The organism is Acetobacterium sp. UBA5834 (genome assembly GCF_002435675.1).
Classification (GTDB): Bacteria; Bacillota; Clostridia; order Eubacteriales; family Eubacteriaceae; genus Acetobacterium; species Acetobacterium wieringae.
The window spans coordinates 1-16,678 of the sequence record NZ_DJGY01000023.1 but is presented as its reverse complement, the minus strand read 5'-3'; the positions used below and the strand labels follow the sequence as shown (position 1 = coordinate 16,678).

15 protein-coding genes are annotated in these 16,678 nt (G+C 41.4%); all 15 read right to left on the bottom strand.

Features of this window, described 5'->3' with window-relative positions:
* Positions 1-492: 492 nt before the first annotated feature.
* A complete protein-coding gene (gene lysS / locus B3F51_RS05250; RefSeq protein WP_250933556.1) occupies positions 493-1,959 on the bottom strand; it encodes a lysine--tRNA ligase in 1,467 nt (488 codons plus the stop codon).
* A gap of 11 nt (positions 1,960-1,970) precedes the next feature.
* On the bottom strand, positions 1,971-2,453 hold the full coding sequence (gene greA / locus B3F51_RS05245; protein ID WP_070372684.1) for a transcription elongation factor GreA: 483 nt from the start codon (positions 2,451-2,453) through the stop codon (positions 1,971-1,973).
* 81 nt (positions 2,454-2,534) lie between these two features.
* Positions 2,535-3,806: a serine--tRNA ligase gene (gene serS, locus B3F51_RS05240; protein WP_286945887.1), complete on the bottom strand. Its 1,272-nt coding sequence runs from the start codon at positions 3,804-3,806 to the stop codon at positions 2,535-2,537.
* Positions 3,807-3,842: 36 nt separating this feature from the next.
* On the bottom strand, positions 3,843-6,584 hold the full coding sequence (locus B3F51_RS05235) for a UPF0182 family protein (RefSeq protein ID WP_070372686.1): 2,742 nt from the start codon (positions 6,582-6,584) through the stop codon (positions 3,843-3,845).
* A 150-nt stretch (positions 6,585-6,734) separates the two neighbouring features.
* Positions 6,735-7,367 carry a M15 family metallopeptidase gene (locus tag B3F51_RS05230; protein ID WP_084633809.1) on the bottom strand — a complete coding sequence of 211 codons (633 nt, stop codon included), beginning with the start codon at positions 7,365-7,367 and terminating at the stop codon, positions 6,735-6,737.
* Positions 7,368-7,515: 148 nt separating this feature from the next.
* The gene (locus B3F51_RS05225; protein ID WP_250933562.1) at positions 7,516-8,205 is read right to left on the bottom strand and encodes an ABC transporter ATP-binding protein; all 690 of its coding nucleotides are present in this window, start codon (positions 8,203-8,205) and stop codon (positions 7,516-7,518) included.
* A gap of 20 nt (positions 8,206-8,225) precedes the next feature.
* Positions 8,226-9,350, bottom strand: a complete 1,125-nt coding sequence (locus B3F51_RS05220) for an ABC transporter permease (RefSeq protein ID WP_286945885.1) — start codon at positions 9,348-9,350, stop codon at positions 8,226-8,228.
* The gene (locus tag B3F51_RS05215; RefSeq protein WP_070372689.1) at positions 9,334-9,999 is read right to left on the bottom strand and encodes a cobalamin B12-binding domain-containing protein; all 666 of its coding nucleotides are present in this window, start codon (positions 9,997-9,999) and stop codon (positions 9,334-9,336) included. Before B3F51_RS05215 ends, B3F51_RS05220 begins: the two co-directional genes overlap by 17 nt.
* A gap of 150 nt (positions 10,000-10,149) precedes the next feature.
* Complete coding sequence (locus B3F51_RS05210) at positions 10,150-11,007, bottom strand: amidohydrolase family protein (protein ID WP_070372690.1); 858 nt, start codon at positions 11,005-11,007, stop codon at positions 10,150-10,152.
* Between the two features lie 282 nt (positions 11,008-11,289).
* On the bottom strand, positions 11,290-12,192 hold the full coding sequence (locus B3F51_RS05205) for a methylenetetrahydrofolate reductase (RefSeq protein ID WP_070372691.1): 903 nt from the start codon (positions 12,190-12,192) through the stop codon (positions 11,290-11,292).
* Between the two features lie 33 nt (positions 12,193-12,225).
* On the bottom strand, positions 12,226-12,843 hold the full coding sequence (locus B3F51_RS05200; RefSeq protein WP_070372692.1) for a methylenetetrahydrofolate reductase C-terminal domain-containing protein: 618 nt from the start codon (positions 12,841-12,843) through the stop codon (positions 12,226-12,228).
* A gap of 1 nt (position 12,844) precedes the next feature.
* Complete coding sequence (gene rsxC, locus B3F51_RS05195) at positions 12,845-14,809, bottom strand: electron transport complex subunit RsxC (RefSeq protein WP_286945883.1); 1,965 nt, start codon at positions 14,807-14,809, stop codon at positions 12,845-12,847.
* A 28-nt stretch (positions 14,810-14,837) separates the two neighbouring features.
* Positions 14,838-15,743: a bifunctional 5,10-methylenetetrahydrofolate dehydrogenase/5,10-methenyltetrahydrofolate cyclohydrolase gene (locus B3F51_RS05190; protein WP_070372693.1), complete on the bottom strand. Its 906-nt coding sequence runs from the start codon at positions 15,741-15,743 to the stop codon at positions 14,838-14,840.
* A gap of 41 nt (positions 15,744-15,784) precedes the next feature.
* Positions 15,785-16,444 carry a cyclodeaminase/cyclohydrolase family protein gene (locus B3F51_RS05185; RefSeq protein WP_070372694.1) on the bottom strand — a complete coding sequence of 220 codons (660 nt, stop codon included), beginning with the start codon at positions 16,442-16,444 and terminating at the stop codon, positions 15,785-15,787.
* Between the two features lie 93 nt (positions 16,445-16,537).
* Positions 16,538-16,678, bottom strand: a 141-nt coding sequence (locus B3F51_RS05180; RefSeq protein ID WP_286945478.1) for a formate--tetrahydrofolate ligase, incomplete at its 5' end; no start/stop codon positions are given.

The window sequence follows — 16,678 nt, the reverse complement described above, 5'->3', positions numbered from 1 at the left end:
CTGTTTCTATTTAGCCGCATTCATCCTCGCGGATGTTTTGGCTGTTTTACAGGTTTTATGGTACTATTCTCTTTTCTATGACCGCCGTTCTGCAATCGTTTCCGACCGAAGAAGCTTTTCTATTATATCGTTGTTTCTTCATGTTGTCAAGCTGTTTTTTGAAATTCTTTTTTGTTCATTTCAATGTTTCAGCTGTGCCCGCTGCCTCACTCGAGACAACTTCATTAGTATACGCTCTTTTCACCATCCTGTCAACTGGTTTTTGAAAGTTTTTTAAAACTTTCTTCCGCCACCTCCTAAATTCGCTATTATCGGCTTATCAGCAGGTTTCAAGTGTGCTTAATTAACTGTTTTTCTGGGACGTCTTGTTTATTTACCCTTATATTTATAATATAAACGCAAAAATCAAATATTTTATTATTTTATTTATTCTTCTTTTCAAAATAAAGGAGCTTAAAACACTAAGCCTTAAGCTCCTTCTACATTTAATGATCAGTCAATGGGTTTCATTGTCGGGAAAAGAATAACATCTCTGATACTATGTTGATTGGTGAATAACATAACCAATCGATCAATTCCAATCCCTAAACCGCCAGTAGGTGGCAGACCGACTTCCAGGGCATTAATAAAGTCGGCATCAAAAGGATGCGCTTCATCGTCACCGTCGGTTTTCTTCTGAACCTGGGACATAAACCGTTCTTTCTGATCAATGGGGTCATTGAGTTCAGAAAATGCATTAGCACATTCGGCGCCGTTAATGTAAAGTTCAAATCGTTCGGTGTAGCGTGGGTCTTTGGGGTCTTTCTTGGCCAGTGGCGAAATTTCGACCGGATGCATGGTTACAAAGGTTGGTTGGATCAGTTTATCTTCCACGAATTCGTCAAAGACTTCAGCCATAATTTCACCAACACTGTTTTTTCCATCCACATCCACATGCAGTTCTTTGGCAGCGGCTAGGGCCACTTCAACATCAGTCATCACATCAAAGTCCACATTGGTGTGCTCCTTAACTAAGTCAACCATTCGTGCCCGTTTAAACGGTGCTGCTAAACTGATTTCCTTATCGCCGTAAATAACAGTTTCTGATTGATTAACTTCTTTAGCCAAAAAACTGTAAAGTTCTTCAATCATTTTCATGAGATCATCATAATTGGCATATGCCTCATAAGATTCCAGCAGTGTGAATTCCGGGTTGTGGGTGGCATCCATGCCTTCGTTTCTAAAAACCCGACTCATTTCATAAACCTTATCAAAACCGCCTACGATTAGTCGTTTAAGTGGCAACTCCAGGGCAATCCGACAATATAACGTGATATCCAGAGCATTGTGGTGGGTAATAAAGGGTCTGGCGTTGGCCCCGCCAGCCAGATTGGAAAGAACCGGTGTTTCCACTTCAATGAAATCACGGGAGTCATAAAATTCTCGAATCTTTCGCATAATCAGCGAACGTTTCTGAAATACATCCTTAACTTCCGGATTTACAATCAGATCCACATAACGCTGGCGGTAACGCAGTTCCATATCTTTGAGACCGTGATATTTTTCCGGCAGAATCTGTAGTGATTTGCTCAGCAGTGTCAGTTCGGAAACCCTTACCGAAATCTGACCCATTTTTGTTTTGAAAATTTCGCCTTTAACACCAACAATGTCGCCAATGTCATAGGTTTTAATTTCGTCATAAATGTCTGGCAGGGCGTCTTTTTTCAGAAATAACTGAATTCTCCCGGTAGAATCCTGAAGATCATAAAAAGACACTTTTCCCTGGCCCCGTTTGGACATGATCCGTCCTGCCATGGTTACTTCTTTTTCTTCATAGTCATCATATGCGGCTTCTACTTTTTTAGCATGAGCACTCACATTAAAACTGGTTTGTTCAAAGGGATTCTTCCCGGCATCCTGTAAGTTTTTTAATTTATCTCTTCTTATTTCCAGAAGTTCACTTAGGTTTTCTGTTGTCAATGTCTACTCCTCTATCTTCGTATTTCTAAAATCTGATATGCTGCTTCGCCGTCAGGAATCTGAACCTTTACGGTATCGCCAACCTTTGCTCCCAGCAGTGCCGAACCGATCGGAGACTCATTTGAAATACGGTTGTTTTTAGGATCGGACTCTGCTGATCCAACAATTTTATATTCTGCGACAAAGTCCAATAACGGATTTTTAATTTTTACGATACTTCCAACACCAACATCTTCGGTATGAATATCCTTATCGTCAATGACTACCGCAATTTTAAGCTTGTGCTCCAGTTCTGAAATTCGGCCTTCTACAAAACCCTGTTCATTTTTCGCTTCATCATATTCGGCATTTTCACTTAAATCTCCGAACTCTCGGGCTGTTTTAATTCGGTCTGCGACTTCATGACGCTTTACCGTTTTTAGATATTCCAATTCCTTCTTTATGTTGTTAAAACCATCCTCGGTGATAACTAACTCTTTTGCATTCATACTCATTATTTCCTCCATCTGACACGATCTTTATTCTCAATCACAAGTGTCATTTATTTTTTAATTTTTATCTAAATTAACTTTTACTTACTTGCCAATTACCGTTTTTCCCCACATATAATGAACAAGTTTTTCGGGAACCATAACCGAACCATCAGCCTGCTGGTAATTTTCTAAAATAGCGGCAAAGGTTCTCCCCACAGCCAATCCTGAACCATTAAGGGTATGTAAAAAGCGGGTTTTCCTGGTTTCGCCATCTCTAAAGCGTATGTTTGCCCGCCGGGCCTGGTAGTCTTCAAAATTTGAACAGGAGCTAATTTCGACATAACGGTTATAACTTGGCATCCACACTTCAATATCATAGGTTTTTGCCGAGCTGAAGCCCAGATCGCCAGTGCATAGTTCAACTACCCGATAAGGGATCTCCAGTAATTGCAAAATCCGTTCAGCATTATTTGTTAATGATTCCAGTTCTTCATAGGAGCGATCTGGATGAACAAATTTAACCATTTCCACCTTATCAAACTGATGATTACGGATTAACCCCCGGGTATCACGACCGGCTGATCCCGCTTCTTGTCTGAAACAAGGGGTGTAGGCGGTAAAATACTTGGGCAGTTCTTCTTCTGTCAGAATTTCATCACGATAGATATTGGTTACCGGCACCTCTGCGGTTGGCACCAGAAAAAAGTCCTTACTTGGCAAATGAAAAGCATCCTCTTCAAACTTGGGCAGCTGTCCAGTCCCGGTCATACTTTCCCGATTTACCATAAATGGTGGGGAAATTTCAGTATAATGATGCTCATCACAGTGGGTGTGCAGCATAAAGTTAATCAGCGCTCGTTGCAATCGTGCCCCATCACCTTTGAACATACTGAAACGAGCACCGGTAATTTTGACCGCCCGTTCAAAATCCAGAATGTCCAGATCCACTCCAATGTCCCAATGCGCTTTGATCTCAAAATCAAATGTTCGGGGTTCGCCCCATTTTCTGATTTCCAGATTATCGGTATCATCCTTCCCAACCTTAACTTGCGGGTTGGGAATATTGGGGAAATTCAGCAGCTGCATTTTGATTTCTTCGTCAATTGTTTTGACTGCTGCATCCAGATCCTTAATTTTATTGGCCAGCTCCTTCATTTCGGCAAAAATTTCGGTACAATCCTTGTTTTCTTTCTTTAAAACCGGAATTTGTTTGTTCACAATATTCTGGCGGCTCTTCATTTCTTCAACCTGGCCCAATGTCTCCCGACGCTTTTCGTCCAAAGTGGTAATCACACTGAGATCATATTGACCTCGTTTGTCCAGACCTGCCTGGACTTCTTCCTTGTTTTCTCTGATGCGCTTTATATCGAGCATTTTTTCCTCCTGCTTTTAATTTCTTATGATCTTATCCTACTGAGTTGCCCCAGAAAGTTGCGAAAGTTGAGCCAGAACCTGTTCCAACTCATTTATTTTTTGTCCATATCCCGCCCAATTACCAGCCTTTTGAGCTTCTTGAGCTTCTTTAAACAAAGCATTTGCTTTGGTAATTAATTCTGCTGTGGTTGCTGTACTACCCGTACTTTGCGTTGGTATTGCGGTGCTAAGCAGTTCCTGTATGTCAAAAACCTGGGCCAGCGCCAACTCCAGCGAGTCTGCCATAACAATTTCATTCTGGTATGAGACCACAACTTTTTTTAATTCTGGCAGATTGTTTTCACCACCAACCGCTTGAATGTAAATCGGTTCCACATAGATAATTGCATTTTCAATGGGAATCGACATCAGATTTCCCCGTAACACCCGGGATCCCTGTTGGCCCAGTAAGGTTAATTGCGGCGAAATGATCGTATCCTGATCGATCCGCTGTTCAATTTGCATTGGGCCATAAATCAGCTGTTGTTTGGGGAACTCATATAAAATCAACTGCCCATAACCCGGCCCGTCTGATACTCCGGCCAACCAGGCAATCATGTTATCCTTATCCTTGGGTGTAAAGGGAACGGTCAGCATGAATTCAGGCTGACGATCCGGAAGCTCCATGATGGTGTAAGCCGATTCGACCGGAACCTCTGCTTTCTCGGTTTCATAAAACTGAGTCGCCGTTTCCCATTGATCTTCCTTGTTATAGAAGACCCTGGCGTTTGACATATGGTAGGTTTTGTAAATATCCGATTGAATGTCAAACATCGTTTTTGAATAGCGCAGGTGTTGTTTAATGCCCTCCGGCATTTCTGATAGATCTTTCAAAAATCCCGGAAATATTTTACTGTAAGTTTCCAACACTGGTTCATCATCAACTTTATAGAAGGTCACATCGCCATTATAAGCGTCAACAACGACCTTCACAGAGTTACGGACATAATTATTGCCAGCACCATCATAGGGTTGCGAATAGGGATAGCGATCGCTGGTGGTGAAGGCATCGACGATCCAATAGAGTCGGCCTTCGGAGATTACCATATAGGGATCATGTTCATAGCTTAAAAATGGCGCAATTGTTGCGACACGTTCTGAAATATTGCGGTGGATCAGCATCTTACTGTCGCCCGTAATTTCATTTGCCAAAAGCAATTCTGACGAACCATGATAGAGGGCAAATGCCAACTTATTGAAAAAGGTCATTGGTATGCCCGCCGTCCCGGTATAGGTAACTTCCTGGTTATTATCACCCTGGGGATAATCAAACTCGGCAGTGGTACAGTTGGTGACGACATAGCCGTAGTCATTTTCACCAAAATAAATCCGCGGTTCCTCTATTACCAGTTCACTGACATCCGTCACCGGCGGAATATCTTTAACAATCAGATCCGGTTGTCCAACATTGTTGGTTTTGTTGACCGGAGATACCGCCACGCCAAAGCCGTGGGTATACTTCAAATGCTGATTGACCCAAGTCTTCGCTTCTGCAGGGAGTAACGTATTATTCATTTCCCGAGCACCCAGGAATACCTGAGTATAAACCCCATTAACAAAATAACGATCCACATCGACATCATAAAACTGATAGTAGTTTCGGATTCCCTGGAGGGAATTATACATCTCCTGGGTCGGTATTTGATCGTTGATGGTTATATTATCGATGGTAATCTTGTTTTCTTTAATATCTTTGGCCGTTATTTCCTGCGTTCCTGAAAACTCACGGGTTTCAACATTGGCTAAATCATAGGCCTGCTGGGTATATTCAATGTTATTGGTAATATACGCTTCTTCTTTTGTAAACTGATTTGGAATAACAATCAGTGATTCATAAATCCCCTGGGCCGCACCGCCAAGAATAACCACCACCGCGAACAGAACCGGACCAGCCCCCATGACAAGATATTTTTTCTGATACCCGGCAACAATGGAAGTCACTGCCAATACCAGGCATAAAACTGCTTTAATAATGATGACCTTCAGTCCGACATCAATATCTGCCGCACCGGCTCCAAAGACAATTCCTGAGGTTGAATACAGCAGTTGAAATGCTTCTAACAGGCTACCAATCGACAGGATTAAAAAAAGCACTCCTAAAAAAATGCCAATCTGTTTCGATGCAATCTCGAGATAGGATTTGAATATCCCCTTTGCATTGACTTTAATGGATTCAAGATCTTGTTCGCGGTTAAACTCAATTTTTTTTCCCTGATAAAGAATATAGGCCGTATATAAAAATGTCAAGACGACAATGACCGCAAAGAAACCGATAAAAATAGCAAAAACTTCCTGATATAATGGCAATCCAAAAAAATAAAGAGCCAGATCCTGATTGAAAATAGGATCGGTCAAATTAAATTGGGTCTGATTAATAAATTCGAGTATTTGGTACCATAAGCGGTCTGAGATTAGAATGGTCAGAAAAAAAGCAACCACACCACTCACACTAATGGCGACGATATTTTGCTTTTTCGTCGCTTTCTGAACACTCCCTAAGTACTTTGCTGAAATGCGGTTAAGCAACTTTAAATAAAAAAACAAAACCAATACCAAACCAATAAAGATCGGAATGCCGATTTGTGTTTTCGTCACCAGTTCCTTAAAGAAAATCTCAGTATACCCCATCTCCACAAACCAAAGATAATCAATATAAAATTGGTTCAGCGATAATAAAACGGCGAAAATAACTAATAACACCCCTAATCCAATCAAGAGTGTTTTATTTCTTTTTCTCATTTTTTTCTTCTTTCCTGATCGTATCATATTTTTATCTAATTTTATTATTATATCACATTTCTTATAGTTTTCATTAATAAAATGCACTATTTCCAGCTAATAAAGCACCTTTAATAGTTTGAACCGCATAATTGATAATTCTTCAAAACATCAGCCTTGAATCGGAAAGTCGAAATAGGTTTCAGGATACGGTTCGTCAGTTAAGGTAAAATGCCACCACTCCTGCTGCATCGGTTCAAATCCTTCTGAACGCATCAGATAACGAAGCTGAACCCGATTTTTACTTTGCTCCAGGGTCAGATGGTCATAATCGCTGTAGGAGACTTCCGAGAAGAAATCAAAAATTCCTCCCATATCAATTTCAACCCCTGTTTCAATATTGACCACTGTCAGATCCACGGTGCTGCCCCGGGTATGAGAAGATTCTGCGGCGATAAATCCACCCTCAAAAACTTCCTGCCGGGTTTTTTGGGGGTAATAAGTGTTTTTCGTTTTATTATCCTCTTCCATTTTTCCCCAGCGAACAAAATGATCCACTGCCCGTTTGGGTCGATATCCATCAAACACTTTTAATCCAAATCCTTCTTCCAGCAGTTGTTTCTGAACCCGCCCCAGTGCGACTACGGCTTTTTCAGTCAATAAAATGATTGGTGCTTCATAACCGTCAATTCTTTCACCCACGAAGTTATCGCCGGTATAATATTTTACGTCCGTCATAATTCCGGGAATTTCCATTGAAATATCCACAAAGTCATTGGGCCGAACAATCATAATTTTCTTCATTGATTCTCCCCTACTTTAAGCGCAAAATGTCTATCTTCCTATTTTATACGATGACTGACATGATTACCAGTAATAATTAACAAAATCAATGAACACGTTAATAATCCTCACTCTTCCAATTACTCCTGACAAATCCAGAATACTCCGATCATTTGACAATGTCCAATGAAATACGGCCATCCAGAATTTCGACAATGCGGTCTGCTTTTTCAGCAACCCGTCGATCATGGGTGATAATAATGAAGGTGGTTCCCAGTTCCTGGTTGATTTTCCGAAAAAGTTGATAAATGCTGTCGGTTGTCTGGGAATCCAGGTTTCCAGTGGGTTCATCGGCCAGAATAATTTTCGGCTGATTCATCAGCGCTCTTGCAATGGCCGTCCGTTGCTGCTGACCTCCTGACATATTGGTTGCCAGATTATTTTCCACCTTTTCAAGTCCCACCAGATTCAGTATTTCCCGGGCTCTATCCCGACTCTTTTTACCCGCCTTTCCATTGGCAATCCGATAGGGCATCAGCACATTTTCCAGAGCGGTAAACTCCGGCAGCAGATAATGAAACTGGAAAACAAAACCCAGGGTTTCATTGCGCAAATCACTCAAACGTCCTTTAGACATGTTTTTGGTGGATACCCCATTGATAATCACATCCCCTTTAGTCGGGCGATCCAGGGTCCCCAAAATATTGAGAAGGGTGCTTTTACCACTGCCTGACTCGCCAATAATGGCATTAAACGACCCCGTTTTAAAACCCAGATTCAATTCGTGTAATGCCACCGTTTTAATTGTTTTGCCATAAACTTTATTTACACCTTTGACTTCAACCACATAATTATCCATTTTTAATTACCTCCATGGGATCAAGTTTGGATACGCGAATAGCTGGAATCAAGGCTGCCAGAGTGGAAGCTGCGACAGCAATCCCCGCTGAAATTCCAGTCAATAAAAAAGGGCACCAGGGATGACCCATCGGGATTGGTAACAAAGGTGGCAAAAGACCAGCTTAGGCCAATTCCCAGACCAACGCCCACAAGCGCTCCCAGAACACCAAGCAAAAATCCTTGAAACAAAAAAACCAGGCTGGCTTTCGGATTATGCATTCCCATTGCCTTTAAGATCCCAATCTGCTTGGATTTTTGAACCACACTGATTGCCAATACACTGGCGATTCCCAAAACAACCGAAATCATCACAAAAACCTGGATCATCAGACTTGACGCGGTTTGCCCAGAAAGACCGGATAATAAAGCAGCATTTTCTTCTTTCCAGTTTGTCACCACTAAGGTGTCTTCATTTAAGCGTTTCTCAATCTCTCCGGCCACTTCATCGGCAGCAAATACATCGTTTACCTGCATTTCGATCTGTGAAACACCTTCGCCCGTTTCCAGAAATTCCTGAACCGCACGATCATTACTCAAAATCCATGATTCATTTAACGATTTTACCTGCAAATCAAATATTCCTGTGATCAGAAATTTACCGGTTTTTCTGGCGGGGGTGATCAATTCAATTGTATCTCCGACGCTCAAATTCAAATTTTTTGCAAAATCCTCTCCAATTATGATTTCATTGTCATTGGTTGCCAGCTCCCCTTTGACAATCCGATCTGATATTTTATAGATTCCCTGAGCTGCTTTCCAGTCAAACCCACGGAGGAGAATCGTAGCAGACTCATCGGCTGTGTTTAGAATAGCTGGCCCCTGCGTAACTGCCACCAGATTTTTTATTTCTTCAGGATTAGTAGCTTTGATGGTTTTCGCTTCTGCCTGAGAATCCAAAATATAAGCGCCATCTTCCTGTGGTGAAACGGTAATTTGAGGAGCACTGCCCACCGTTTTGTCGACCAGGCTTTTTTGGAGGCCGGTGATCAACGAACCAATAAATATCTGAACCGACACTCCAATGGCGATGCCCAATACAATTAGTGCCGTCTGTCCCTTACTGGATTTCAAAAATCGAAGGGCGATATCAAATGCCAGTTTCATAATTTTCCCACCCTTCTGAGATCCTTACCACAGCGTCATAGCCATCGACATAATAATTCCCACCGATTTCTTTTACCACCGTCAAATTATCTTTAAATGCCGCACCGCCTAAAATAATGGCGGTTTCACTTCCCATGATTTTTCGGACATCTTCGATGGTACGTTTGGCGGCAACCAGATTAAAATAATTACTGACTCCCATGGCAATAGCCTCCGGGCGCAGCCGCACCATTGCCTGCAGGAGCGCTGCTGGCGGTGTATTGCCACCTAAAAAATAGACCTGATGACCACATAAGATAAAAAAATCAGCAATCATCCGGGCCCCAATATCATGGTATTCCTCGGACGGACAGAAAACCACAATTTTCTTCCGGCCGCTTTTGAAACTGTTGCGCATTCCTTCATTCACGACCCGGGGATAACAGTACTCAATGACCGTTCGAACCACCGAAGTTCTAAAATGTTCTTTCCAGATCGCTACCGATTCTCTTCGCTCTTCCAATTCCATTTTGTTTTGAGCCGGAATTAACAACTCCGTGTACAGCTCGACAATTCCCACCTTACCGGTTTCCAGAGCGTCGAGGGCAACCCGTACCGCATTGGGTTTATCATCATTTTCCAGACACTCCACAAATTTTTCGTATAACATATGCACACCACCCAAATTTAAATAGATTATCAAACATTTATACCCTGATATTTTTTTAAAAAACATCCTCTATCGCTTAATTTGTATTAACTCAAAAAAAAGAATCCCTGTAAATAAAATTTTCAGGAATTCTCTTAAGCTCATTCACAATTAGAGGTCAATAACCCATTTTCCAATGTTTTCCAGTTTTTCTTTGGTCAATCCACAGTCAATTAAGTAAGCAAGCTCATCTAACGTGCCTTGTCCCAGGGGAACTAACGTCGCTCCTGAGTCACTACCTAATGCAATGTTCACACCCATTGCATCCGCTTTTCTTACCATCAACTGATGTTGTCTAAAATATGCTTCCGATACTTTTTGATATTTTTTCATCGGGCTACTTTCGTTGCATCTGGCGATATTGGCAAAAGGTGCCAAAGTCGGCACCCAGATTGTACCACTTTCACGCATGGCATGAAGGCAGTCATCATTAATTCCATAGCCGTGCTCAATGGTATCCGCCCCCGATGTCAAAGCGATCATAATACCCTCTGGGGTGTTGGCATGAACCATGACCGATAAACCCTGTTGATGGGCATGATCAATCATTTCCGAACATTCACTTTTAGAAAACCCCACCGGACCTGAGGCACCAAGATCGGTAAAACTCATGATGCCGGTTAGAATAATTTTAATAAAATCTGGTTTCTTTTTGATGAGACGATTCATCTTTTTGATACCATCTTTTACATTATCCACGGAGTCGCCTAAAAAGTCACCATAATGGCCCTTTTTATACAATGCATGGATGGGGGTCTTAAAAATAAGACCGGAATCTTTTGAAATATCTCTGAAAATTATTCCAATTCCCGAACCATCCCCGCCATCACGGATTGCCTGTACCCCTTTATTCTGATAGCTTTTAATTAGTCCTTTTATCGCCTCAACTGAGACTTCATCAGCTACATCAGATTTTTTCAAACCTTTTAATTGACCGAGCCCAACATGAACATGACAATCAATTAACATGCTTTTTGTTTACGTACACGTCGCAACGCATATTCGTAGCTTCAGATTTAGCTGCCGCTATTGCAATTGCTGCTATTTTCAATTTTTCACCAACCTGTAAACCTACCGGTATCATAAATTTTGATACCGCTACAACCAAAATAAAAGCTCCTCCATCAGTTGAACAGTCTATTTGAATAAACCGTTCTCCTTAAAATGAGCAGTTTACTTAGATAAACCGCCCACCTTAAGAGGAGCATTTTAGAAACTCCGGCATGGCCGGTATTCCGTTTTAATTTGTTCTTAAACGACTGGAGTGATTGGTGCAATACCAGCTAAGTCAAGAATTTCTGGAATTCTATTTTCCCAACCTAATGACATGATATGAACACCTTGAGCATAGTCTTTACATTCTCTGATCAGACGGGCACAGATTTCAACACCAGTATCACCAGCTTTGGTTTTTTCTTTATCTGCCTGTAATTCAGCAATCATTTCATCAGGAACATGAACACCAGCTACATTGGCATTCATATATCGGCACATACCGACATTTTTAGGAATGATCAGACCCAATTGTACAGGTACACCAAATTGTTTTGCTTGTTCCATAAATTTGATGAATTTTTCTGGCTCATAAACACCCTGAGTTTGGAAATATTCACATCCAGCTTTTACTTTTGCTTCCATTTTTGCCAACTGAACATCGACTGAATCACTACATGGTGATACAACGGCACCTTTGGCAAATTTTGGAGGAGCCCCATCAACCGCATTTCCAGCGATATCAAAACCTTCTTCCAATCTTTTTACTGCATGAATCAATGACACGGAATCTAAATCAAAAACCGGTTTTGCCTGAGGATGATCACCCAATGTTGTGTAATCTCCAGTTAATAGCAGTAAATTTTCAATACCCAGTAATGCTGCACTTAAGATATCAGACTGCAGGGCAATACGATTTCGATCTCGACAAGTTACCTGGAAGATAGGCAATAGCCCTTCATCCTTCAGAACTCGACAGGTTGCCAGTGAACCAGTTCTCATGACTGAGGATTGGTTATCTGTTACGTTCAATGCATGAACCCGGGTTTTTAAATATTCATGGGCATCTTTAATTAAATGGTCAAGTTCAACCCCTTTTGGAGGTCCTACTTCCGCAGTTAATACAAACTCGCCACGTTCAAACAGCTCAGTTATTCTCATTTATAATTACTCCTACTCTTTTTAAATTATTGGTTATTCTGCGTTTGGATTGTTATAGTTGCGCACTTTGGGTGCGTCATATTTCATGTTATCCAGTTTGTCCAGTTTCTCCAATTTTCTGTAAATTCGTTCCCAGCCGCATTCCATGTTCTTATCAACTTCACACTTACCTTCTTTGGCACCGCCACATTGGCCGTTGATCAGACTCTTTGAGCATGCAGTAATTGGACAGATTCCACCAGTACCATTGAGGTAGCACTCACCACATTGTCCGCAATCGACATTCAGTGGTGTTACGCCCTGGAATCCTGGCAATGGATAGGTATCACAGCAGGAATAGACTTTTTTGCCTTCAAATAGTGCAGCAACAGTCTGGATCCCAACACCACAGGAGAATACCAAAATGGTATCAGCCGCATTGATGACATCAGTATGTTTTTTTAATTGCAGCTTCAGATTATCCGGATTACAGATGTAATCGGTGGTGATGATCTGAGTTACTTCTTTGTTGGCTGACAGTTCTTTTTGAAATGCATCCGCTTCATGTTCTGCAAAATAGACTTCCTTACAGCCATGACAGTTGATGATTACCGTTTTTCCCTGAGCCAGCGCTTCGATTGCTTCTTGTGATTTTAGTTGGGTAATCAGCATATTATTTACCCTCCCTTATGGCAGTTTTTCCGATTTTAATACGTTCAACAATTGGAATCTTTGATGAACAGATATATTCACAACATCCACATTCAATACAATCCATGGTATTTTGTGCTTTCATGCCTTCCCAGTTTTCTTCTAAAGCGAATTTTGTGAAATACAGTGGGCGCAATTCCATTGGACAGACATCCATACAACGACCACATTTGATACACTCAACTGCTTCTTTAACAATTGTTTCAACGGCAATAATTCCGTTAGAACATTTCAGCATCGGCACATTGAGATCCGCCTGGGCGAAGCCCATCATTGGACCACCGATTTTAACAGTAACATCATCGCCTTTGACATCGCCGCAATAGTTGACGATATCTTTGACAGAAGTCCCAATCTTGACTAAGTAGTTACCTGGTTTGTTCATGCGGTTACCGCTGACAGTAACAACCCGTTCAATGAGCGGCATTCCTAACTGGATTGCATCAGATACAGCTTTGGCGGTACTGACATTACACACGATTGCGCCAACATCCATTGGTAGTCCACCACTTGGAACTTGCTTGCCCATAACCCGTTTGATGAGCATTTTTTCAGCCCCTTGTGGGTATTTGGTTTTAGCAACAACAATTTCGATGTTTTCAATATCAGCAGTTTTGGCCTGCATCAATTCAACGGCATCCAATTTATTGTCTTCAATGGCAATCACACCTTTTGGAGCGCCAGAAGCTTTCATCATCGCTTTTAAACCATAAATCACTTCATCAGCATATTCCAGCAGAACTCGGTGATCGGCAGTTAAAATCGGTTCGCATTCACAGGCATTGAGTAATACCAGTTCAATTGGTTTTGGCGATTTAAGTTTAACGGCAGTTGGGAATCCAGCTCCCCCCATACCGACAATTCCTTTTTCACGGACAATTTCAATAATTTCATCAGCAGATAAACTGTCAATGTCACCAGCTGGTTTTACGGATTCATCCAGAGTATTTTTACCATCTGATTGAATCACAATCGCCAGTGAATCCAGTCCACTCACGGGATGTCGTCGCGGTTCAACCGCTACAACAGTACCGCTGACGCTGGCGTGAATGGCGCTACTGACAACACCAGCAGCCTGAGCAATTTTCTGACCCATTTTTACCTGATCGCCAACTTTCACAATTGGCTCTGCTGGAGCTCCAGCATGCTGTGACATGGGAATCACCACATTGACTGGATCTGGGAATGCTACCAGTCCGATATGTTCACTCAGCTCTTTGAATTCGGTTGGGTGAATACCACCATAGTAACCTTCATATCGTTCTTCACGAACTGATTTTACATATTCGCTGACGAACTTATGATTAACTTTGGTATAATCCCGAAGTTCCACTGGTTTATCCAACAGTTCCTGCAAACGTCCCTGTTTTTCCAGGCGATCATAAATGAGCTGCCATCCGCAATCCATTTCTTTGTCAACTTCACATTTGCCATTTTTAGCACCACCACATTGGCCATTGAGTAAGCTCTTTGAACAGTCTACAACTGGGCAGATCCCACCGGTCATGTTCAGATAACACTGACCACATGCTTCACATAAGGTCGTTGTTAATGCCATTCCATGGTAACCATCAACAGTTACAGTGTCGCTACCGGCATAAACCGGAATATCAAGCAATCCTGCCATGGTCTGGATACCCAAACCACATGAAATAACAAATACATTTTTGGCGTCTTGGGGAATAAGATCCTGGAAGGCCTTCGATGTTAATGGTTCGTTGCACAGAAAATCAATTTGTGCCGAGCCAACGATATTTTTGCCCTGTTCTTTGGCAATCTCTTCAAAAAGACCGCATTCAGGTTCATCAAAACTATCGAGTTCTTTGAAACATTTGTTACAGGCTACAACAAACAAGTCATTCTTGTCTGCCAAAACCGCATCGAGCTCTTCCTTTCTTTTCAGTTTAAACTTCGTGTAATCCTCCAATTGTATACCTCCTTTGTTTTTTCAGATTTTATAGTAATCCGCTTTGCATTTTACAAGCTTTGATAACGTGTTTAGCCAGTAAAGCTGTTGTAATTGGGCCTGTTCCGCCGCCACATCCTGGTGTTGCCGAAGTAATCATGGCAACCTTGTCCAGACAGTCAACATGAGCATCCCCAGCTCGGATTTTCTTGCCTTCTTCGTTTAATACAAATTCTTTGTTTTCGTCTTTCATCTGAGACATTGCAACGTCGATTAAAATACAATCTTCGCTTAACATATCAGCACGAACCAGACCATAAATACCACAAGCAGTAACGACAATATCAGCAGTTTTTGTGAAGGAAGCTGTCGATTTTGTATGAACATGACACATGGTAACGGTCGCAAATTCGTTTGTTAACATAATTGTCAGTGGTTTTCCCAACACGTTAGAGTTATTGATAACAACAACGTCTTTACCCTTAACATCGATATTATAGAATTTGAACATTTCCATAACACCTTCAGCTGTACATGGGAAGAATCCTCGTTCGTCTGCGATCATCAGTTTACCTAAGTTTGTTGGATTAAGGGCATCTGGATCTTTTTCAGGGCTTAACAGATATTTGATTTTTTCAGCATCAATTTGATCTGGAAGCGGCTGGAAGATTAACACAGAGTGAATATTTTTGTCTTCGTTGATTGCCTGAAGTTTGGCAATGAAATCAGCTTCGGTTACATCGATTGGGAATTGAACAGATTCAACTTCGATATTTGATTTTCCCATTCTGGTAATGATGCTCTTTTCATAAGAAATAGAACCTGGATCTTCGCCAACTCGCATGATTGCCATTTTTACCTGAATGCCTTTTTCTTTTAGTTCGTTGGCATCTTTCAGTACTTCAGCCAGCATTGACTCGCTAACTTCTTTTCCGCTTAATAATTTTGCTGCCATAATTATAATTCTCCTCTTTGTTCAAAATTTTTAATTAATTTTTATGAAAGTTGTTTTTCAACATCTGCATAAACACGATCACAGATTTCAACGCCTTTGTCCAGCATCGGTTTGACTCGATTATTAACATCAGCTACATAATCTGCGTCTTTGATTGTTTTAATATTAATTAAAACATTCACCCAACCGCTGATCATGGCCGCTCTTAAACACTGAACACCGCAGGCAACATCACTGATTGCCAGCGCTGAACCTTTTCCTACCAGTTCTTCCTGTAATAAAACTGCCTTGTAACATACCTCAACAATTTCAAGCGGAATACTGCAGGCAACCTTTGTACATTCTTCTAAGGTTTTTTCTTTGTAAGCCTTTTCTTCTTCGGTTTCTTTGGGAAGACCATAAGCCTTTGATAGCGGTAAAAAGTTTTTTGCGTCTTCATCAATCATCGCTAAGAGACGATCCTGAAGCACTTGCGCTTCTTTCAAAATACGCTGAATATCGTCTTCGAATTCTGCATATTTTTTCTTTCCCGTAGTAAGGTTTCCAACCATTCCGGCCAGCGCCGTTCCGACTGCACCGACTAATGCGGCTGCACCACCACCACCTGGAACCGCTGCCTTGCTGTACAGGGCTTCAACAAATTCCGTGCATTTTTTTTCCGAGATAGAACCAAGGTCAGTTCCTACTGCATCAAATTCCATTTACTAACTCCACTTCAATTTTTATTGTTATTTTTTACATTCTCTTATCAAGAGGGTTCTTAAGAACCCTCTTGATACAGAAAGTGATTATTTCTAGAATAAACCAGCAATTACGCCGTTTTCATCAACATCAATTTTTTCTGCTGCTGGTACTTTAGGAAGACCAGGCATTTTCATGATTTCTCCGGTCAGCGCAACAATAAAGCCAGCTCCGGCTGAGATATTAACCTGACG

Excerpts from the sequence above, each read along its gene's own strand:
- serS (WP_286945887.1), bottom strand. The coding sequence starts at position 3,806 with ATGCTCGATATAAAGCGCATCAGAGAAAACAAGGAAGAAGTCCAGGCA.
- B3F51_RS05200 (WP_070372692.1), bottom strand. The coding sequence starts at position 12,843 with ATGCTGATTACCCAACTAAAATCACAAGAAGCAATCGAAGCGCTGGCT.
- B3F51_RS05220 (WP_286945885.1), bottom strand. The coding sequence starts at position 9,350 with ATGAAACTGGCATTTGATATCGCCCTTCGATTTTTGAAATCCAGTAAG.
- B3F51_RS05230 (WP_084633809.1), bottom strand. The coding sequence starts at position 7,367 with ATGAAGAAAATTATGATTGTTCGGCCCAATGACTTTGTGGATATTTCA.
- B3F51_RS05205 (WP_070372691.1), bottom strand. The coding sequence starts at position 12,192 with ATGAGAATAACTGAGCTGTTTGAACGTGGCGAGTTTGTATTAACTGCG.
- greA (WP_070372684.1), bottom strand. The coding sequence starts at position 2,453 with ATGAGTATGAATGCAAAAGAGTTAGTTATCACCGAGGATGGTTTTAAC.
- B3F51_RS05210 (WP_070372690.1), bottom strand. The coding sequence starts at position 11,007 with ATGTTAATTGATTGTCATGTTCATGTTGGGCTCGGTCAATTAAAAGGT.
- B3F51_RS05215 (WP_070372689.1), bottom strand. The coding sequence starts at position 9,999 with ATGTTATACGAAAAATTTGTGGAGTGTCTGGAAAATGATGATAAACCC.
- B3F51_RS05235 (WP_070372686.1), bottom strand. The coding sequence starts at position 6,584 with ATGAGAAAAAGAAATAAAACACTCTTGATTGGATTAGGGGTGTTATTA.
- B3F51_RS05185 (WP_070372694.1), bottom strand. The coding sequence starts at position 16,444 with ATGGAATTTGATGCAGTAGGAACTGACCTTGGTTCTATCTCGGAAAAA.
- B3F51_RS05225 (WP_250933562.1), bottom strand. The coding sequence starts at position 8,205 with ATGGATAATTATGTGGTTGAAGTCAAAGGTGTAAATAAAGTTTATGGC.
- B3F51_RS05190 (WP_070372693.1), bottom strand. The coding sequence starts at position 15,743 with ATGGCAGCAAAATTATTAAGCGGAAAAGAAGTTAGCGAGTCAATGCTG.